General features: G+C 40.9%; 17 protein-coding genes and 1 other RNA gene. 13 read left to right on the top strand and 5 right to left on the bottom strand.

Annotated elements, in window-relative coordinates; all coding sequences use genetic code 11:
- Nucleotides 1-81 precede the first annotated feature (81 nt).
- The 4 genes from C6W18_RS01170 (at nt 82) to odhB (ending at nt 7,218) form a co-directional block, all read left to right on the top strand.
- On the top strand, nt 82-960 hold the full coding sequence (locus C6W18_RS01170) for an ATP-binding protein (protein ID WP_105925481.1): 879 nt from the start codon (nt 82-84) through the stop codon (nt 958-960).
- An 11-nt stretch (nt 961-971) separates the two neighbouring features.
- Nucleotides 972-2,888 carry a vWA domain-containing protein gene (locus tag C6W18_RS01165; protein WP_105925479.1) on the top strand — a complete coding sequence of 639 codons (1,917 nt, stop codon included), beginning with the start codon at nt 972-974 and terminating at the stop codon, nt 2,886-2,888.
- 224 nt (nt 2,889-3,112) lie between these two features.
- Nucleotides 3,113-5,947, top strand: a complete 2,835-nt coding sequence (gene sucA / locus C6W18_RS01160; protein ID WP_105925477.1) for a 2-oxoglutarate dehydrogenase E1 component — start codon at nt 3,113-3,115, stop codon at nt 5,945-5,947.
- A gap of 14 nt (nt 5,948-5,961) precedes the next feature.
- Nucleotides 5,962-7,218: a 2-oxoglutarate dehydrogenase complex dihydrolipoyllysine-residue succinyltransferase gene (odhB, locus tag C6W18_RS01155; protein ID WP_105925475.1), complete on the top strand. Its 1,257-nt coding sequence runs from the start codon at nt 5,962-5,964 to the stop codon at nt 7,216-7,218.
- A 34-nt stretch (nt 7,219-7,252) separates the two neighbouring features.
- On the opposite strand, the gene C6W18_RS01150 is transcribed toward odhB, so the two are convergent.
- The 4 genes from C6W18_RS01150 to C6W18_RS01135 form a co-directional block, all read right to left on the bottom strand.
- The gene (locus tag C6W18_RS01150; RefSeq protein WP_105925473.1) at nt 7,253-8,203 is read right to left on the bottom strand and encodes a bile acid:sodium symporter family protein; all 951 of its coding nucleotides are present in this window, start codon (nt 8,201-8,203) and stop codon (nt 7,253-7,255) included.
- 149 nt (nt 8,204-8,352) lie between these two features.
- Nucleotides 8,353-9,174, bottom strand: coding sequence for a superoxide dismutase (locus C6W18_RS01145; RefSeq protein WP_105925472.1), 822 nt, complete (start codon nt 9,172-9,174; stop codon nt 8,353-8,355).
- Nucleotides 9,167-11,041: a terpene cyclase/mutase family protein gene (locus C6W18_RS01140; protein ID WP_105925470.1), complete on the bottom strand. Its 1,875-nt coding sequence runs from the start codon at nt 11,039-11,041 to the stop codon at nt 9,167-9,169. Before C6W18_RS01140 ends, C6W18_RS01145 begins: the two co-directional genes overlap by 8 nt.
- A 103-nt stretch (nt 11,042-11,144) precedes the next feature.
- Nucleotides 11,145-12,629: an aldehyde dehydrogenase family protein gene (locus C6W18_RS01135; RefSeq protein ID WP_105925468.1), complete on the bottom strand. Its 1,485-nt coding sequence runs from the start codon at nt 12,627-12,629 to the stop codon at nt 11,145-11,147.
- A 215-nt stretch (nt 12,630-12,844) separates the two neighbouring features.
- Between C6W18_RS01135 and C6W18_RS01130 the strand changes: the two genes are divergently transcribed.
- The 8 genes from C6W18_RS01130 (at nt 12,845) to C6W18_RS01095 (ending at nt 18,563) form a co-directional block, all read left to right on the top strand.
- Complete coding sequence (locus tag C6W18_RS01130; protein ID WP_024422683.1) at nt 12,845-13,057, top strand: DUF6501 family protein; 213 nt, start codon at nt 12,845-12,847, stop codon at nt 13,055-13,057.
- 49 nt (nt 13,058-13,106) lie between these two features.
- Nucleotides 13,107-13,244, top strand: a complete 138-nt coding sequence (locus C6W18_RS01125) for a DUF4025 domain-containing protein (RefSeq protein ID WP_223251603.1) — start codon at nt 13,107-13,109, stop codon at nt 13,242-13,244.
- Between the two features lie 279 nt (nt 13,245-13,523).
- Entirely contained in the window at nt 13,524-13,865 is a 342-nt protein-coding gene (locus tag C6W18_RS01120) for a PH domain-containing protein (RefSeq protein ID WP_008346505.1), read from the top strand.
- A gap of 178 nt (nt 13,866-14,043) precedes the next feature.
- Nucleotides 14,044-14,691 (top strand): SDR family oxidoreductase, encoded by a 648-nt coding sequence (locus C6W18_RS01115; protein WP_105925466.1) that lies wholly within the window; start codon nt 14,044-14,046, stop codon nt 14,689-14,691.
- A 91-nt stretch (nt 14,692-14,782) separates the two neighbouring features.
- Entirely contained in the window at nt 14,783-15,283 is a 501-nt protein-coding gene (locus tag C6W18_RS01110) for a TraR/DksA family transcriptional regulator (protein WP_034319252.1), read from the top strand.
- Between the two features lie 131 nt (nt 15,284-15,414).
- Nucleotides 15,415-15,600: non-coding RNA, 6S RNA (gene ssrS / locus C6W18_RS01105), on the top strand.
- A gap of 133 nt (nt 15,601-15,733) precedes the next feature.
- Nucleotides 15,734-17,515, top strand: coding sequence for a DNA helicase RecQ (gene recQ, locus C6W18_RS01100; RefSeq protein WP_105925464.1), 1,782 nt, complete (start codon nt 15,734-15,736; stop codon nt 17,513-17,515).
- Nucleotides 17,516-17,771: 256 nt separating this feature from the next.
- The gene (locus tag C6W18_RS01095) at nt 17,772-18,563 is read left to right on the top strand and encodes a LysM peptidoglycan-binding and 3D domain-containing protein (RefSeq protein WP_034319257.1); all 792 of its coding nucleotides are present in this window, start codon (nt 17,772-17,774) and stop codon (nt 18,561-18,563) included.
- 153 nt (nt 18,564-18,716) lie between these two features.
- Here the strand turns inward: C6W18_RS01095 and C6W18_RS01090 are convergent, their stop codons facing one another.
- A complete protein-coding gene (locus tag C6W18_RS01090; protein WP_078061655.1) occupies nt 18,717-19,223 on the bottom strand; it encodes a GNAT family protein in 507 nt (168 codons plus the stop codon).
- A 204-nt stretch (nt 19,224-19,427) separates the two neighbouring features.
- On the opposite strand from C6W18_RS01090, the gene C6W18_RS01085 reads away from it, so the two are divergent.
- Nucleotides 19,428-19,967 carry a DUF420 domain-containing protein gene (locus C6W18_RS01085; protein ID WP_034319261.1) on the top strand — a complete coding sequence of 180 codons (540 nt, stop codon included), beginning with the start codon at nt 19,428-19,430 and terminating at the stop codon, nt 19,965-19,967.
- The last annotated feature ends 18 nt before the right edge of the window (nt 19,968-19,985 follow it).

Raw genomic sequence — 19,985 nt, 5'->3', positions numbered from 1 at the left:
GAACCTTTATGTATTGAGTGCATAAAGGTTTTTTTAGTATACTTGGTGAGGAAAATGATCGAAGAGAGGAATTAATCATATATGTTCAACCAACAATCACTCCCAGAAGAAATTCAAGCAATGATCGAAGCAAAAGCAAAAGTGCTAGAAGAAGAATTCCGTCCGCTCATTGGAACAGGCGGCTATGAATCACAGGATACTTCTATCATTCAAGATGCCATGATTGCACTAACACTAGGAAAAAATGTTCTATTAAAAGGGCCAACTGGCTCAGGTAAAACAAAACTAGCAGAAACTTTATCTGCTTTCTTTCAGCAGCCGATGCACAGCGTGAACTGCTCGGTTGATCTTGATGCAGAAAGCTTAATTGGCTATAAAACCATCCACAATGATGGTCAGATCGCTTCTATTGAATTCGTTGAAGGACCCGTTACAAAAGCGATGAAAAAAGGCCACCTTTTATATATTGATGAAATCAACATGGCGAAACCGGAAACCCTACCTATTTTAAACGGTGTACTCGACTACCGAAAAATGATGACAAACCCATTTACAGGTGAGGTAGTCAGAGCAGAAGAGGGCTTTGGCGTGATTGCGGCAATTAACGAAGGGTATGTTGGCACAGTGCCTCTAAATGAAGCACTGAAAAATCGTTTTGTTGTCATTGATGTCCCTTACATCGGCGGCGGCATCCTGAAAGAGGTCCTGCAATCTCAATCTGTTTTAAAGGATGAGCGGTTAATCGACCAATTCGTACAGCTCTCATCAGACTTGATTACACAAGCGCACAATGGACAGGTTAGTGAAGAAGCAGCATCCATTCGTGCCCTCTTAGATACATGTGATCTTGCGCAATATATCCCGCCGCTTCGTGCCATTGAACGAGGGATTGTTGAAAAGCTAGAAGATGACCGGGAAAAAGCAGCGGTAAGAAATATCGCCCAAACATTATTCGAGTGAGGTTCTGACTTTTGAAATTCATCAAATTTAATGACAGCAGAATCGATTCATTTCTATTTATGGAATTAACAGATTTAGCTAAAACGTTAGCGAAAAGCGATGATGTCGAGCTTGAATACGGTGTGCAGTCCTACTATGAACCTTTTGAAAAGAAAATTTTCATCAGCCATTTTTGGGATGATCGTAATCAAGAAGACATGACAGCAGGGCTAAAAAGTGATGTTTTCCTGCGTGCAGTAGGGACAGTCTATAGTGATCTCACTGTATTTGAGGACATGATCCGCTACGCCCACACATTATCCATTCCTGATGTATGTAAACAATTGTTTATGCTGTTTGAAGATATCCGGATTGAAGAGCAAATTAAACGCGACCGCCCAGGAACAAAAAAGGTGTTTAAACGGAGAAGAGAGCTTTACAGGCGTCACTTTAAGACGCAATTAACGATTAACAAAGAACGAACCATTTTAACGGATGCACTCTTTTGTGCAATGTATGTAAAGCTGACAGCTGATTCACCGCTGGAAGAGATTCCAGCGCTTCACGAGCGGATCAATCCGATGATTCCGTTTATTGAGTCAAGTCTTGAACGTGTATATGAAGCAGGTTCAACATCTGACATCGCAACCATTGTAAAAGAATTGACAGAAGGTTTTGATGAGCTTCTTGAAAAAGATATGCTGAATACGTACTTTTTCTTCCCGGAATTGGACTATGAAAAAGCGGCAAAAGAACCGCTGTTCCATGACTTAAAAAGAAAACCTAAATTAAGTGAGGACATCAAAGTCGACCGAGAAAAAGAGGGCGATGAAGACATCCACCAAGAATATATGGAAGTATGGCATAGAGAAACTGAAGCGCCATCAAAAAGCTTCCTTCAATTTGACTTAGAACACGGAGGTAAGAGTGATCTCGGCAAGGATGCAGCAAGAGAAGGTGACGATGGAGACCAGGCGCTTGGAACTGTTCAAGGCTCTGCAAAACAAACACATCGAAAAGATTATTCAAAGCTTGAAGCATTAGAAGAGGCTGAAGGCGAAGAAAGCGGAGCAGGTGCTCAAGAAAATGGAAAAGAGAACAAATATGCGTTTCCAGTCATGATATCACCAGAGCCGCCTGAGCTAGAGCAAATAGATGTGTACAAGCAGCATGCAAAGGCGATCGAGCCTTACCAGAAACGCTTAAAGCAGATGATTCAAAAAACTCTTGAACATAAAAAATCATGGCCAAAAACGGATCTTCATGCAGGCCGTCTGAGTAAAAAGCTCATTCGCTATTTTACAGAGTCTAACCCGCGTCTTTTCTATAAAAAACAGGCACCGTCTTCTCAAATTGATGCTGTTTTCACCTTGTTAGTTGACTGTTCTGCGAGCATGTTTGACAAGATGGATGAGACGAAAAAGGGGATTGTTCTATTTCATGAAGCCTTAAAATCCGTTCAAGTACCACATCAAATTGTTGGGTTTTGGGAAGATACAAACGATGCAACAGAAACAAGTCAGCCGAACTATTTCAACACAGTCGTGTCTTTCAAAGATTCTTTATTTGATGCAGGACCTTCCATTATGTCACTTGAGCCAGAAGAGGATAACAGGGACGGCTATGCGATTCGCCAAATGACGAAAATGATTTTAAAACGAAGAGAAGAGCAAAAGTTTCTCATTGTGTTCTCAGACGGAGAGCCAGCTGCGTTCAGCTACGAACAAAATGGGATTGTGGATACACATGAAGCGGTTCTTGAAGCAAGGAAAAAGGGAATTGAGGTGATCAATGTGTTTTTATCCAATTCGCCGATTGAAGAAGCACAGATGAAAACCATTCAAGATATGTATGGCAAGTTCAGCATTTTTGTACCAGATGTCGATACATTGCCAGATGTTTTATATCCATTACTGAAGAAACTGCTGCATAAAAGCATTGGGGCATAAGGTTTTGCCCCTTTCATCAAAATATTTTTCGGAATGATTTAAATTTTTTGTTTTTCTGTGAATTTTTTATCTTTAATTGAACAAAGAATGTAGAAAGTAATCCAAAACAGTGGTAGAATATTATTGGAAGCGTTTTATTACATAAATTTGGTCATTGTGTTCTGGAAGTTATATCGAAATAGTGTTCAATCACTTGATGATCAAAGTTGGGGGTAGTGTTCAAAATGTTTCAAAATGATGTGAAACAACCGTTGAGTTGGGAAGAATTTCATGGTCCGAACCTCGGCTATGTGCTCGAGCTCTACGATCAATATGTCCAAGATCCTAATAGTGTTGATGAAGATCTAAGAGGCATATTTGATGAACTTGGTGCACCACCGAGTGAAATGAAGGAGGAAATTGGGAAAAAAGAAAATAACGTAGTTACTTCTGAACAAATCCAAAAGATAGCATCAGTCGTTAAACTGGCAGAAGACATCAGAACGTATGGCCATTTAAATGCTTCCGTCAATCCTCTTCGCAAAGAAAAGGAATTACAAGAGCTGTTTCCTTTAAAGGAATACGGCTTAACAGAAGAAGATGTCAGGAATATTCCAATATCGATTATTAGTGCAAGCGCACCAAGACACATTTCAAACGGCATAGAAGCCATTAACCATTTGAGAAATACGTATAAGCGTACCATTTCATTTGAATTTGATCACGTGCATGACTTCGAAGAACGAAACTGGCTCTCAAACTCTATCGAATCTGGTGAACTATTTAAGAAGAAACCAGCGGATAAACTAGTTTCTGTGTTCAAAAGATTAACAGAAGTCGAGTATTTTGAGCAGTTCCTGCATAAAACATTTGTTGGGCAAAAGCGCTTTTCTATAGAAGGATTAGATGCACTTGTCCCAGTACTTGATGAAATTATATCAGAGTCTGTTACACAAGGGACTTCAAATATTAACATTGGAATGGCACACAGAGGCCGTTTAAATGTATTAGCACATGTTTTAGGAAAACCATATGAGATCATTTTCTCAGAATTTCAGCATGCGCCAAATAAAGAGCTTGTTCCATCAGAAGGCTCTATTGGCATTAGCTATGGATGGACAGGGGATGTCAAGTACCATCTTGGAGCTGATCGCCAAATTAAAGACGAAGATACAAAGAGTGCGAGAGTCACGCTTGCTAATAACCCAAGTCACTTGGAGTTTATTGACCCAATTATTGAAGGGAGCACACGTGCCGCTCAGGAATTACGTACTCAAAAAGGCTATCCAGTACTAGACGTTGAAAAAGCGTTAGCCATCTTAATTCATGGTGATGCGGCATTTCCTGGAGAAGGAATTGTGGCAGAAACATTAAATTTAAGTCAACTTGTAGGCTATCAAGTTGGCGGAACCATCCATATCATTGCAAACAACATGATCGGGTTCACAACGGAAAGCAATGAATCTCGTTCGACGAAATATGCAAGTGACCTTGCAAAAGGTTTTGAGATTCCAATTGTTCACGTCAATGCAGATGATCCGGAAGCATGTTTAGCGGCTGTTCAGCTAGCTGTAGAATATCGCAAACGCTTCAAGAAGGATTTCTTAATTGACTTGATCGGTTACCGCAGATATGGTCATAACGAAATGGATGAGCCTTCTACAACTCAGCCAATGCTATATGATGCAGTCAGAAAGCATAAAACGGTCAAGAATATCTTTGCAGATAAACTTGTCACAGAAGGTCTTCTGACAAAAGAACAACGAGAAGAAATCGAGCAGGCTGTGACGACGAAGATAGAAGAAGCCTATAAAAAAGTGCCTTCAAAGAAAGAACATACGATTCAAGAAATCGAACTGCCAGAGCCTGTATCTAATGGCTTCCCAGCAGTTGATACATCAGTAGAATTTGATGTATTAAGAAAGCTGAATGAAGAATTAATTAGCTGGCCGAAAGATTTCCAAGTATTCGGTAAGCTAAAACGGATCCTTGAAAAACGTGCAAAGGTGTTTACAGATGACCGTAAAGTGGAATGGTCACTTGGTGAAGCACTAGCATTTGCATCTATATTAAAAGACGGTACGCCAATTCGAATGACCGGACAGGATTCAGAGCGAGGCACATTTGCTCAAAGAAACCTTGTTCTTCACGACAGTCAAACGGGAGATGAATTTATTGCTCTTCATGAACTGAGTGATGCGAATGCATCATTTACAGTCCATAACAGTCCACTGTCGGAAGGCTCTGTCATCGGATTTGAATATGGTTATAATGTCTATTCTCCTGAAACATTAGTGATTTGGGAAGCTCAATTTGGAGACTTCGCAAATGCGGCTCAAGTGTATTTCGATCAATTTATTTCAGCAGGCCGCGCAAAATGGGGACAAAAATCAGGTCTAGTCATGCTCTTGCCGCACGGATATGAAGGACAAGGTCCTGAACATTCAAGTGGGAGAACAGAGCGCTTCCTGCAATCAGCTGCTGAGAATAACTGGACAGTTGCGAACCTGACAAGTGCAGCGCAATACTTCCACATTCTTAGAAGACAGGCAAAAATGCTGCTTCGTGAAGAGATTCGTCCGCTTGTCATCATGACACCGAAGAGTCTGCTTCGTAACCCGAACACATTGTCTGAAGTCCAAGAATTAACGGATGGACAGTTCCGTCCAGTTCTTGAACAGCCAGGTCTTGTGCATGATCATGAAAAAGTATCACGACTCGTTCTATCTAGCGGGAAGGTATCGATCGATATTAGTGATCGTTTTACTCAAATGGAAGATCCAAAAGATTGGCTTCATATTGCAAGAGTGGAACAACTATATCCATTCCCAGCCAAAGATATTAAAGCAATTTTAACGAAACTAACAAACTTAGAAGAAATCGTATGGGTGCAAGAAGAGCCACAAAATATGGGAGCTTGGGGATACATTGAGCCATATTTACGTGAAATTGCGCCTGAAAAAGTAAAAGTACGTTACATCGGCCGAAGAAGACGTTCAAGTACGGCTGAGGGTGATCCAACTGTGCATAAAAAAGAACAAGAACGAATTGTATCTGATAGCTTGACTCGCAAAAACTAAGGGGGAAATGAAAAATGGCGGAAATTAAAGTACCTGAATTAGCGGAATCGATCTCGGAAGGAACGATTGCTCAATGGCTAAAGCAGCCGGGCGATTATGTGGAGCAGGGAGAATACCTGTTAGAACTTGAAACAGATAAAGTCAATGTCGAACTGACAGCCGAAGAATCTGGCGTACTCAAAGAAGTGCTGAAAGATTCTGGTGACACTGTACAAGTTGGAGAAGTCATCGGAACCATTGCAGCAGGTGAAGCTGGCGGAAGCGAGTCCGCAGCTCCAGCACCTAAGCAAGATTCTGCACCAGCTTCGAAAGAAGAACCGGCAGCTGAACAAAAAGAAGAAGCAACAAAAGAAGAGCCGAAAACTGGTAATGGCAGAACCATCGCTTCTCCTGCAGCTAGAAAACTAGCAAGAGAGAAGGGGCTAGACTTATCTGAGATTCCAACCGTAGATCCGCTGGGCAGGGTACGAAAGCAGGATGTAGCTTCTTATCAAAAGAATGAAGCACCTGCAAGTGCACCAAAAGCCGCGCCACAAGCAAATGCTGCGGTGCAAAATGATCAGGCAGGCAAACCAGTCGAGCGTGAAAGAATGTCACGCCGCAGACAAACGATTGCAAAACGCTTAGTTGAAGTTCAACAAACGGCTGCAATGCTGACAACATTTAATGAAGTCGATATGACAGCTGTGATGGATTTAAGAAAGCGTCGTAAAGATGCCTTCCTTGAACAAAATGATGTGAAACTTGGCTTTATGTCCTTCTTCACAAAAGCAGTTGTAGCAGCACTGAAGAAATATCCGCTTCTTAATGCAGAAATTCAAGGTGATGAACTTGTCTTGAAGAAATTCTACGACATCGGTATCGCTGTCGCTGCAAAGGAAGGGCTTGTCGTACCAGTTGTCCGTGATGCAGACAGATTGTCATTTGCGGGGATTGAAAAAGAAATTGGTCATCTTGCGAAAAAAGCAAGAGACAACAAATTGTCTCTTAGTGAGTTACAAGGTGGATCATTCACGATCACAAACGGCGGAACATTCGGTTCTCTGCTTTCGACACCAATTTTAAACAGCCCTCAAGTTGGAATTTTAGGAATGCACAAAATTCAGCTTCGTCCTGTTGCGATTGATGAGGAACGTTTTGAAAACCGTCCAATGATGTATTTAGCTCTTTCTTACGATCACCGTATTGTCGATGGAAAAGAAGCAGTTGGATTCCTCGTCACGATTAAAAACTTGCTTGAAGATCCTGAGCAGCTATTGCTTGAAGGATAATGATCGACATAAAAAGCTGGCACCCGTTAAGGTGCTAGCTTTTTTTCTTTTCATTTTCCTGATTTCCTCGTTTTGACCAATATGTCGCAAGCCAAGATCCAGATAAATTATGCCACACACTAAAAATTGCACTTGGTACGGCTGCGAGTGGCGAAAAGTGTGCGGTTGCAAGAGCTGCACCGAGTCCAGAGTTTTGCATGCCCACTTCAATGGCGATTGCCCGTTGTGAAGGGATATCCATTTTGCACCATTTGGCAATAAGGTAACCAAATAAAAGACCGAGACCATTATGTAAAACGACAACTGCAAATATAAGCAATCCAGATTGAAGAATCTGTTCTTTATTTGCACTGACAACCGCTGCAATGATCACCACAATTCCGGCAACGGAGACAAGCGGCAGTGCTTGAACCGCATATGTCACTTGTTTTTTGAAAAACAACTGAATGATGACGCCCAAAATAATTGGAATCAGCACAACTTGTACAATCGACAAAAACAGAGCCCCGGGTGATACTGGTAACCAAGATCTTGCAAAGATTAAAATAAAGACAGGCGTCAAAAAGGGGGCAAGGAGCGTCGAAATGGTTGTGACGGCTACAGATAATGCCGTATTTCCTTTCGCCAAAAAGGTCATGACATTGGATGCTGTACCACCTGGGCAGCAGCCTACGAGAATAACGCCTACAGCGATTTCAGAAGGCAGCCGTAATCCATAAGCTAACAGAAAGGCAATAAGCGGCATAAGTGTGTACTGCGCTAGAACCCCAATCAGCACATAGAGAGGTTTTCGAAACAGCTCTTTAAAATCTTCAGCAGACAGGGTAAGCCCCATCCCAAACATAATAATACCGAGTAAAAAAGGAATATAAGGTCCAATCTTAGAAAATTCGGCAGGAAAGGCAAATCCAAGACACGCAAATAAAATGACCCAAATCGCAAAGGTTCTTCCTGCAAAGTGACTAATGGTTAATAGAATCTTCATTCATTGCTTCAACTCTCTTTCCTCACATATCTTTCTTATTTTAAATGAATTTTCTGAAAAAACAACCCATTCTTTAGATTGGTGTCAATAATAAAATTATGTAAACTAAAAATACGCCACATAGGCATTTGCCTACATGGAGTAAAGTCTCAAAAGGGTGTCCATTTGACTTGTTGAGCTTGCTTTAGTCTTGCTTCTGGCTCACGCCAGTCAACTACATTCCACCACCTGTCTACGTATTGCGCCTTTTCATTCAGATATTGAAGGTAGTAGGCATGCTCCCATACATCAAGAGCCAGAAGAGGGATGACATCCCATTGTGATAAAAGTTGATGACGTTCTGCCTGTAAAATCTCTAAACGCTGTGACCGGGGCGCCCATACGAGAATAGCCCAACCGACACCTTCTACTTGTTTGGCAGCTGCTGAAAATTGGGATTTGAATGCGTCATAGCTGTCAAACGAATGCTCAATCAGGCGGAGCATTTGACCAGTAGGCTTTCTTTTTCCAGAGGGACTCATGGAAAACCAAAAGATACAATGTAAATAATGTCCCGCTCCATGGAAGGCAAGCTCACGTTCCCAGTGCTTGATCATCGTAAAATCATTGGTTCTTCTCGCTTTTTTTAACGCAACCTCAGCTTTGTTCAGACCATCGACATATGATTGATGATGCTTCTGGTGATGCAAATACATAATCTCTTTTGAAATATAGGGTTCTAGTGCTTCATACCGATAAGGGAGAGGTGGTAATTGGTGACCTCCAGCTGCTACATCTCGCAGTGCTTCGGGCTGGTTCATGTCAGCTGCAATACTTTCAGCAAGTTCATACCACTCTTGTTCACTGGAGCACTCATCATTCATTTTTAACAATAAATTTTCTGCTTTCTGACGGATCTCTTCATCCTGAACCACGTTTTGAAAAGAGCTAAGCCACTCTTTGAGCTGCATTCGATATTCTTCCTTATTCATTGATACGCCTCATTTCTTCTAAAAATGTGGAACAAGCCATCATTGGAAATACAAATGGATAGCTATGATAGGTGATATAAAACTGCTTTGGAAGGCCAATGCCCACTGGATAATACAAGGCTTCATTGGAATGCTGATGATTCACCAAAAATGAGATGGCTTTAAAAATCGATGTGTCATCTGGCTTCTCGTATTGCAACAGAGCCTCTGCGGCCCAAGCAGTTTGAACCACTGTGCCAAATGGGAGCGAGACAAACGTTTTGACCTCTGCACTTTGGCACGATTCCCCGAAGCTACCATCTTCTAGTTGAATCTGTTTTAAGAAACGACACGCTTTCTGAACGGCAGGGTGTGAGTAGGGGATGCCAGCAGCTTTGAGTCCTGTTAATGCGGCCCAGGTTCCATAAATATAGCAAACGCCCCATCTGCCAAACCATGATCCGTTTTTCTCTTGATGATCAAGGAGCCATTTTACACATTGATCTTTCTGCCTGAGCATGGATGGAGAAATGTTTTTCTCCTCTAAACCAATAAGATGAAGCACGCGGCCTGTAATATCGGGAGTAGATGGATCAATGGCGGCATCCTCCGCAGATTCGAGCGGTAAATGACGAAGCAAGAAGTGATCTTGATTTTTTTCGAAAGCAGAAAAGCCGCCATCACGGTTTTGCATGGAAAGGAGCCAATCAAAACCTCGTTTCCATTGAACCGGTGCGCATGCTTTAGGAATGGCTTTTAACACAATTTGGGTGTCATCACAATCAGGGTTATTTGTATTGATATCTGAGAAACCAAACCCCCCCGGAGCGGCATGGCGGTTATGAATCGCCCAATCTGCTTTCTTCATTTGCTGCCGATTCAACAAGTATGTGAAAGACCTTGTGATGACGGGATCTTCTCGTTTTCTGCCTGCTTTTTGAGAAGCATAGCTGACAAGCGCAGTATCCCATACTGTGGATGTAGAATTCTCAGCATACAGCTCGCCTTGACAGGAGGTGACAAGCTTTTTCATGCCTTTGACTGCTTTTTGGATGAGATGATGTCCCGGAGAGGAACCAAGGCTCATGAGCGCATAGATCATAAAGATGGTCGCACTTAAGTAGCTGTACAGCGTGCCATCCTTTTCAAGACGGTCAAACATATATCGTTTAGCCGCTTCATACCCGAAAAAGTCCAGTCGGCTGTCTAAGGCTACATATGATCGCATATACGTCAAAAAGTGGTGAGTTGAACGTTCTTCTCTTGCCATAAACCAATCAAATGGATTTTTAGACATGCTCTCATCAAGGTGTGCTAAGGATGGAAACTTTGCATGTGAGGTATACCGCTTATTCAGTGCAATCATCATCGGCACAAAATGAATTCTTGCATATGCACTAAGATGGTAGAAGTGTAGTGGAAAGGATGTAGGGATGAGTAAAAAAGAAAGGGGTGCATAGAAGTAGGGCCAAGGGTGCATGCCGTTGACGGCGAGCATCCACTTTGTCATAAAATGAACGTTCTTTAAACCACCTTTTGATCGAATATATTGTGCTGCCTTTTCCATATGAGGCTCATCTTGTTGAAACCTGCCTGAAACGAGCATTCCGCAATAGCCTTGCACTGTGGCTGTTAAATGTCCCGTTTGATCATGATACAAAGAAAAAGAACCATTCTCATTTTGCTTCGTGCGTATCGCTTCCGCCAATTGATGAATCAATGCCTGGTCAGGATCGCCGACAGCTTTTAACAGCATAATCAAAAAAGCATTTGTCATCATGGGGCCTTCAAAGCAGAAAACAAAAGCGCCATCTTCTCGCTGTCTGCGTTCTACTTGTTTGTGCAGTTCTTCAATATACTCGTTTACTCTCGTTTTGAAATCTTGCATTTTCGGCCATGCTCCTTTCCTTTATACTATATTCAGGAGCCTGCCTGTCACATGCAATCACAAAAAAGCCGATGACATTGCCATCGGCTTTGCTGTGTGTCCATTAATCTTGGAGGTTAATCCATACACTTTTCACTTCAGTGTAATTATTCAACGCATATGAACCCATTTCTCTGCCTAAACCTGACTGCTTATATCCTCCAAACGGGGAGGCGGCATCAAAGACATTATAGCAGTTGACCCAGATCGTTCCTGCTTCAAGACGTGCAGCAATATCATGGGCATGCTTTAAGTTTTCTGTCCAAAGTCCTGCGGCTAATCCATAGTCAGATTGATTGGCCCGTTCGACCACTTCATCAATGGAATCATAAGGAATCGCAGATAAGACAGGTCCGAAAATTTCTTCCTTAGCGATGATCATGTCATCTTCTACATCTTTAAAAACAGTAGGAGAGACGAAATAGCCTGCCTCATAAGGGCAATCACCACCGACAACGGCTGTTGCACCTTCTGATTTCCCTTTTTCGATATAGCCTAACACGCGTTCGTGCTGCTCTTTACTCACAAGAGGTCCGATTTGCGTATCTTGATGGAGACCGGCGCCTTGCTTAAGTGATGTCGCATATTCGGCCATTTGATCGACCACTTCATCGTATTGACTCCGGTGAACATAGACCCGTGAACCTGCAGAGCAAACCTGGCCTTGGTTAAACATGACGCCGTTTAAAGCACCTGGAATGGCTTTCTTTAAATCTGCATCTGGTAAAATAATGTTTGGCGATTTTCCGCCAAGTTCTAATGTAACGCGTTTAATGGATTTAGCGGCTTTCTCCATGATTAATTTCCCAACACTTGTTGACCCTGTGAAGGCTAGCTTGTCGACATCAGGGTGATCGGTTAATGCATTCCCGGCTGTTTCACCGAACCCGGGAACGATGTTAATCACGCCTTCTGGGAAGCCGGCTTTATCCACTAATTCAGCTAAATAAAGAGCAGAGAGTGGTGTTTGTTCTGCTGGCTTTAAAACGATGGTACAGCCTGTTGCGAGGGCAGCACCCATTTTCCACATGGCCATCAGTAGCGGGAAGTTCCAAGGAATGATTTGTCCCACAACGCCAACAGGCTCATGGCGGGTATAATTAAAATATCCCTGACTGACAGGAATGGTTTGTCCAGTCATTTTTGTGGTCCAGCCTGCGTAATAGCGCATGTGCTCAATGGCGAGAGGAACATCCGCATTTGTTGTTTCATTAATTGGTTTTCCGTTATCAAGTGTTTCAAGCTGAGCAAGTTCTTCTTGGTTTTCTTCCATTAAATCTGCAAGCTTAAACATAAGCCGAGCGCGTTCAGCGGCAGACATTGAGCGCCAAGGACCATGAAAGGCTTTTTTAGCAGCTTTCACTGCCTCATCAATATCTTTCGCACCTGCTTCATATACATCAATAAGGGTTTCGCCTGTGGCTGGGTTAGGGGTAGAAAAGGTTTTATGATCGTGACTTGTGACAAACTGGCCGTTGATGTAGAGTTTTTTTGTCCCCTGGAGAAAAGATTCGAGTTTTGAACTAATTTGAAGTGTTGTAGAGCTCATAAATAAACAAACCTCCTTAAAGATATGGGTTGTTCTGCGAGTTCTAGGTGAAAAAAGTGGACATGAAGCAATTAAATCTGTATACGTCACATATATGTAAACGTATACACTCATCATATTATAGGACATGTTTGAAAGCAATCTATAACACTCATTGCATTTCATGAAAAATTGGCTACAATAAATGTATAGATGAAAAAAGGAGTTTTTATATCATGATCCATCAAAACTGGCAAACGGCTCAAACGCTCAAACAAGTAAAATGTGTACATACGAATGCGAAAAAATATATGGTCGACCGGGCATTAACGGTTGGAAGCACATATGAAGTGAAAAATGAAACAGAAGAATTCCTCTTTGTTGTTGATAATACGGGTAAAGTAGGCGGGTATTACAAAGAGTATTTCGAAGATATTTCTGCTGAATGATTTTAAGGATCATCACTCATACTAAGAAAAATAGTAAAGGGTGATGATGATGAAAAAGCAGCAAACAGACGAGCAGAAAAACCAACATGCTTGGCACGATAACGAGGATGCTGATATGGCGATTACGCTTGAACAGATTTCTGATGTGTATGCCGAGGGAACCATTGATACACCAAAAGATGAATAGCCATATAAAACAGTGATTTTGAACAATCACTGTTTTTTTTTATGGGATGATGAAGCATTTTTTCTCGAAAAGAACTGAAACTTTTTTCCTGCTTTAACAGTCTAAATAAGTAGAGGAAAGAGCATCGGATCAAAAAGAAAAAGTTAAATGAAATTTAATCTATTCGTAATGGAATAACGACCATTTATAGCGTATTCTATAAGTGAGAATAAAACGTACCCACAGAGCCGTGTGGCCGTTTTGTCATAAAGGAATTTGATGCAGGAAGAGGGGGTTTACGTGGGTATTTTTTCTGTCAGTAAACAAAATGATCATAAAAAATTCGAATCCTTATTGATTGAAGGGGAAAGAATTGAGGCTGTTTACAGACTGCGTCACGACCAAATTTGTTTCACCAATAAACGACTGATCTTTGGCGATAACCGCGTATTTTCTAAGAAGAAAGTCAGGGTCTCCTTGCCGTATCGATCAATTGAAAGTTTTGCCATTCAAGAAGCTGGCGTGTTTGATCAGGACACAGGTATGCTGCTCGTCACAAGCTCAAAAGTATTTGAACTCGATTTTTCTAAAGATACAGATTTGAGTGATGTGCAAGCCATTTTAACAAAACACCTTTGCTGATCAACGTTGCGATTACATAGATCACATGCACTTTTCTCATTCTTTGTTCTTATTATTAACTATCGCATATTGCCTAAGCCTTTCCCATAATAGGTGGGAAAGGCTTTTTTCTGCTTGCGTGTTTGAATGATGACAAAAAAGGATAAAGATGAAACAGATACAGAAAGGAGAATGATCAATGAACGTATTAGTTGCTGGAGCAAATGGACATACAGGTAGACTTGTCATACGTTATTTAAAAGAAAAAGGACATGAGCCGCTTGCTCTCATTCGAGATGAAAAACAAGCTGATGCACTAAAAGAACTTGGTGCAACACCTGTCATCGGTGATCTTGAAAAGGATGTTACATCTGCTGTGAAACAAGCGGAAGCTGTCATCTTTGCAGCTGGTTCAGGCTCAAAAACAGGTGCAGATAAGACCATTGCAGTGGATCAAGAAGGTGCCAAACGCCTCATTGATACAGCCAAAAAAGAAAACATTCAGCATTTTGTTATGCTGAGTTCCTATAATGCCGATGATCCTAACCAAGGAAAAGGGCAAGGAAGTATGGAAATTTATTATGAAGCGAAAAGAAAAGCAGATGAACATTTAAAACAATCTGGTCTTTCCTATACCATTGTCCGTCCAGGTGCCTTGCTGCATGAGGAAAAGGGAGGGAAAATCGAAGCTGCTGCGCATATCCCAGATGATCAAAACATTGAGATTTCAAGAGAAGATGTAGCCATCGTTCTTGTGGAAAGCTTAACAGAATCCAATGTGAAAAATAAGTCATTTGACTTAATTAAAGGCGACAAACCAATAGAACAAGCGCTTCGTACGCTTTAAGTGAAAAAAGCTGCTGCCAAAGAGGCGGCAGCTTTTTTGATGTTTTCATTTACCTTGTAGCGGGAAGGTAATGAGAAAGGAGTGATTGGTCGTGGGCTTAACGAAAGAACAAAAAGCTGATTTATACGAAAGACTGATTGAATTAAAAGAGGATGTGAAAGGATCAAAAAAGAAAGAAGAATCCATGCTGGTGGAATCAAATGAGATTTCAAATGGTGTTGGGAATCACATCGCTGATCATGGGAGCATCTATTTAGACCGAATGACAGAACAAACGCTAGATCAAGTAGATGATCAGCTTGAAGGTGAAATTGATGCAGCGCTGAAACGAATGGAAGACGGGACATATGGGAAATGTGAAAAAACAGGAAAAGATATTCCATACGAACGTTTAAAAGCAGTACCATATACACGTTATTCAATCGATGCAAAGAAGAACGAAGAAACCACTCAAGATCCGAATGAGTTTGACCGGTCGTTTTCCGATCAAATGCGTGATTTAACAAATAGAGAAACAATGGATCAAATGCATTCAGACACGTATGAAAGATTAGAGGAAGAACAAGATGTTGATTTAGATGAGGAAAAATAGATGATAAGAAGAAGTAAAATTTTTTCAGGATAATGTTTTCCTGTATACGCAATCACAAATGTATAGTATACATGAGTCTTTGAAAGAAAAAAGATCTCTTGAAATTTAATTAACTTTCGTGTAGTATAGTTTAAAGGCTGCGATGTGCGTAATGTTAATTAAGTTTTAACCTTTAAGCTGTAATAGGGAGTTTTATATTGAAGCCGGAATGTCATGCCTCCTTAGAGAGGAAGACAGGAACGTTTCTGCAAACACCCACTTTGAGGAGTGGTGGTTTAAAACTTTCTTACTTAGGTTACGGCATCCGCAGCTTTTCCTAGGATGATTCAAGCCATTTTCCATTTTGGAAAATGGCTTTTTATTTTGTGAAAAGACGAAATTGAACAGACGGCATGTAGAGGCATGAATGTATGTTAAAATAGACAAAACAAATGACGGAGAGGGAATTGGATGTTAGAACAAGCAGAAGCACATCTTAAACAATACTATGGCTTTGATGCCTTTAGGCAGGGGCAGAAACAGGCCATTGAATCGATTGTAAACAAACAGAAGGATACCGTCTGCATCATGCCGACAGGCGGGGGGAAATCGGTTTGCTACCAGATTCCTGCCCTTATGATGGAAGGAACGACGATCGTTGTATCTCCACTTATTTCTTTAATGAAAGATCAGGTCGATGCGTTAAATGAGATGGGGATACGGTCGTCCTTTTTAAACAGTACACTGTCAGCAGGCGAAATGAATGAAAGGCTGAAAAAATGCGAAAATGGGGAATATGAGCTGCTTTATATCACGCCTGAACGCTTACAAAATGAGCGCTTCTTTCAGCTGCTTGACCGATTGACGATCCCCTTAATCGCCATTGATGAAGCGCACTGTATATCTGAGTGGGGGCATGACTTTAGGCCAAGCTATCGCTATATTCAAGAATGCTTAAACAAGCTGTCAAAAAGGCCAGTGATTATCGCATTAACAGCTACGGCAACGAAAAAGGTCCACCAAGATATATGTGAACAGCTTGGCATGAACGAGCAAGAAACCATCTTTACTGGGTTTGCTAGAGAAAATTTGTCTTTTCAAGTAATCAAAGGTGAAAATAGTGACCGTTTTATCACACAATATATGAAGAAAAACAAGCTTGAGTCTGGCATTATTTATACAGCTACAAGAAAAGAAGCGGACAACATTTACAATCGCCTAAAGAAACAAAAGATCAAAGCAGGCGTTTATCACGGTGGGTTAGATGACGATGTGAGGGAAGAGCAGCAAAACCTCTTTTTAAATGATCACATCCAGGTGATGGTCGCCACGTCTGCATTTGGCATGGGAATCAATAAGTCGAATGTACGTTTTGTGATTCATCATCAAATTCCAAGAGATATTGAAAGTTATTATCAAGAAGCTGGGCGTGCCGGCAGAGATGGGCTTGAAAGTGAATGTATTTTACTGTTTTCACCCCAAGGCGTACGAGTACAGCGTTTTCTCATTGAACAGTCGACAGAAGATGAAGTACGGTATCAGCATGAACTGCTGAAACTAAGACAAATGGTGGATTACTGTCATACCGAGCAGTGTCTACAGCAATTTGTCATGGACTATTTTGATCAATCAACAAGCGCCCCTTGCCAAAAGTGCAGCAATTGCCTAGACGAGAGAGAGCGTGAAGAGGTGACAAGAGAAGCGCAAATGGTTTTATCTTGTACAGTTAGAATGAATGAACGATTCGGAAAAATGATGATTGCCCAAGTACTGGCGGGCTCTAAAAACAAAAAAGTGCTGGACCTTGGTTTCGACCGGCTTCCTACATATGCTTTAATGAAGCAGCATTCAGCCCAGCAAATTAGTGACTTCATCGAATTTTTAATTACAGAAGAGTATTTGCACATGTCTGAAGGGGCTTATCCAACGCTAAAGGTGACACATAAAGGAAAGAAAGTGATAGTTGGACAAGAGGCTGTATATAAAAAGCAGGCGATCAAAAGAGAGGCCATTCAAGAAAACGGCGCATTATTTGAGCGATTGAGAGCTGTGAGAATGAAGTTGGCGAGAGAACAGGGCGTCCCGCCATTTGTTGTATTTTCTGATCAAACTTTGAAGGAAATGTCAGCAGTGGAACCTAAAACGGAAGAAGAACTTCTCCATATTAAGGGTATCGGAGCTCAAAAAAGAGAGAAATACGGGGATGTTTTTTTAGAAGAAATTCGTTTATTTATAGAAAAAGAGAAAAAATAAAGAGTTTGAAGAAGAAAAATAAATTTTTTTCGCTGAGATTGGACACGTTTTCATCAGAATGTTTTCCACCCTTGCAAACCCTTGATATGGTGCGGAATTGAGCCATTTTGTGGTCTGATTTACCAATGGAGAGAGATGTTTCATGTAAAGGAACTGTAATCTAAAACATATCGTTTTGTTATTGAAATGACATTTACATATGTTACGATAGCACTCGTTAGCCGCCATAAAAAGCTAACAAGGGAGGATTTACTTTATGAAGAAGACTATTATGTCCTTGGTTGCTGTTGCAGCAATCTCAACAACAGCATTTGGAGCGCAGCAAGCTTCTGCAAAGGAAATCACTGTACAGAAAGGTGATACACTTTGGGGAATCTCTCAAAAAAATGATGTGTCTCTAAAGGACCTAAAGGGTTGGAACAATTTATCTACAGACATGATCTATGTAGGAGATAAATTGACAATCTCTTCAAAAGAGAAAACTCAGGAGCAGTACAAAGTCCAGAAGGGGGACAGCCTCTGGAAAATCGCTCAAAAATTCAATGTGTCAATTAGCGATATTAAGTCTTGGAATAACTTAAACTCAGATATAATTATGATTGGTTCAACACTAAGTGTTGCTGGTCAAAGCTCAGCTCCGGTAAGCTCAGAACCTGTTCAAAAACAGGCACCTGTCCAAAAAGAGCAAACAACGAAAAAAGCTGCTCCTAAAAAGGAAACAGCTAAAGCAGAATCATCTTCTGCTAGTCAAAGTGTTCAAAAAGAAATGACTGTAACAGCTACGGCTTATACAGCAAATGATGGTGGCATCTCAGGTATTACTGCAACAGGGGTAAACTTAAACAAAAACCCGAATGCAAAAGTCATTGCAGTAGACCCTAATGTCATTCCATTAGGTAGTAAGGTTTATGTTGAAGGCTACGGTGAAGCCATCGCAGCAGATACTGGCGGCGCAATTAAAGGTAACAAAATTGATGTACATGTACCAAGCAAATCCCAAGCAAAAAATTGGGGTGTAAAATCAGTCAAAGTAAAAGTACTTAACTAGTAGTCTATTGTTTTTTGGAAGAAAGCATCAGGTGGCGGCCTGATGCTTTTATTGTACCCTTTTTTTGGTCAAAAATACACTTATTTTTCTGAAAAATTTGCATTTTCGACAAAAAACCAGCGTTTATGATGAGATATACGCTGGTTTTTGTCGTTAGCTGTCCACCCAATAAATTTCTCCGCTTTGTTCTTTCCAATTGATTTGGACTTCAAAATGGTGTTTTTCATAAAAATGAATCAGGCGGTCCACATGATTCCAATCTCTTTTTACGAGATCACCAGTAATCACTGGAATGTTCTGTTCTCTTGCGATTTCTTTTAAATGCTTCATACATATTGAGCCGTAGCCATTGTCTGGTGGGCCTTTAATATCGGCAATATGAATTTTTCCTTCTTCAGGATATTCCGCAATTAAGGAAAAATCAGATTGTCCACGAAAAGCTTTTTCACAATCGCTTAACATGATTTTACAAGTATCAGCACTTTCAATGGCAGAGACGATCATCCACTCATCTTCTTTGGCTTGATCAATTCCAATGATCTTCGCTTTTTTCGAAATATCTTTCATATTTTCTTGCATTCGATACATTTGGAACTGCAATTGCTGTAATTCTTTCTCTAACATCTTCACATCTTTGGTTGTTTCCTGTAAGATTGACAAGTCCATTGCTCCTTTCCTATAAGAGATCATAAAAACCACACAAATTTCCATTCTAAAGGAAGTGGATGGATCTTTCAAGCCGCTAGAAGGCCGGCAATCGGCAAGTTTGTCTAAAATTCGACGAAGATAGCGAATTTATTGACTTTATAGAGAAAGTTAAATAACATACTCTTAGTCGGAACTAATAAAGAGAGGTTTTCAAACATGAAAGAACAGAATCAAAAACCGAAAAATTTCACCGGCATTGTTGTCATCTTAACAATTGCCATAAACGGATTAATTGCTTTATTATTTTTAATGCCAAAAACAGATAAATTTAGTCATCTGGATATTACATTTCTGCCGTTACTCAATGCCGTGATGAATAGCTTTACGTTTATCTTTTTACTTTCAGCGCTCATCATGATTAAACAAAAGAACATTAAAGCACATAGACGATTTATCTTTGCCGCTTTTTCAACAACACTTGTCTTTTTAATTTCGTATGTGACATATCATTCAATGGCAGCTGATACACACTTCGGAGGAGAAGGGATCATCCGTCCAATTTACTTCTTTATTTTGATTACACATATTGTGCTATCAGCTATAATTGTACCGCTTGCACTGATTACTCTATTTAGAGGCGCACAGATGCAGGTCGAGCGTCACCGTAAAATTGCCCGCTGGACGATGCCGCTTTGGCTCTATGTTAGCCTCACTGGCGTCATTGTATATATCATGATTTCTCCATACTACAGCTAACGTATGTCCCACTGGACA

Origin of the sequence: Bacillus sp. LLTC93 (assembly GCF_002993125.1) — a bacterium.
GTDB classification, from domain to species: domain Bacteria; phylum Bacillota; class Bacilli; order Bacillales; family Bacillaceae; genus Bacillus; species Bacillus zhangzhouensis.
The sequence above is the reverse complement of the archived record's forward strand: the minus strand, read 5'-3'. Positions and strand labels throughout refer to the sequence as shown.

What these genes read in the sequence shown, in the direction of transcription:
- C6W18_RS01170 (WP_105925481.1), top strand. Translation starts at nt 82, where the DNA reads ATGTTCAACCAACAATCACTCCCAGAAGAAATTCAAGCAATGATCGAA.
- sucA (WP_105925477.1), top strand. Translation starts at nt 3,113, where the DNA reads ATGTTTCAAAATGATGTGAAACAACCGTTGAGTTGGGAAGAATTTCAT.
- odhB (WP_105925475.1), top strand. Translation starts at nt 5,962, where the DNA reads ATGGCGGAAATTAAAGTACCTGAATTAGCGGAATCGATCTCGGAAGGA.
- C6W18_RS01150 (WP_105925473.1), bottom strand. Translation starts at nt 8,203, where the DNA reads ATGAAGATTCTATTAACCATTAGTCACTTTGCAGGAAGAACCTTTGCG.
- C6W18_RS01145 (WP_105925472.1), bottom strand. Translation starts at nt 9,174, where the DNA reads ATGAATAAGGAAGAATATCGAATGCAGCTCAAAGAGTGGCTTAGCTCT.
- C6W18_RS01140 (WP_105925470.1), bottom strand. Translation starts at nt 11,041, where the DNA reads ATGCAAGATTTCAAAACGAGAGTAAACGAGTATATTGAAGAACTGCAC.
- C6W18_RS01135 (WP_105925468.1), bottom strand. Translation starts at nt 12,629, where the DNA reads ATGAGCTCTACAACACTTCAAATTAGTTCAAAACTCGAATCTTTTCTC.
- C6W18_RS01130 (WP_024422683.1), top strand. Translation starts at nt 12,845, where the DNA reads ATGATCCATCAAAACTGGCAAACGGCTCAAACGCTCAAACAAGTAAAA.
- C6W18_RS01125 (WP_223251603.1), top strand. Translation starts at nt 13,107, where the DNA reads ATGAAAAAGCAGCAAACAGACGAGCAGAAAAACCAACATGCTTGGCAC.
- C6W18_RS01115 (WP_105925466.1), top strand. Translation starts at nt 14,044, where the DNA reads ATGAACGTATTAGTTGCTGGAGCAAATGGACATACAGGTAGACTTGTC.
- recQ (WP_105925464.1), top strand. Translation starts at nt 15,734, where the DNA reads ATGTTAGAACAAGCAGAAGCACATCTTAAACAATACTATGGCTTTGAT.
- C6W18_RS01095 (WP_034319257.1), top strand. Translation starts at nt 17,772, where the DNA reads ATGAAGAAGACTATTATGTCCTTGGTTGCTGTTGCAGCAATCTCAACA.
- C6W18_RS01085 (WP_034319261.1), top strand. Translation starts at nt 19,428, where the DNA reads ATGAAAGAACAGAATCAAAAACCGAAAAATTTCACCGGCATTGTTGTC.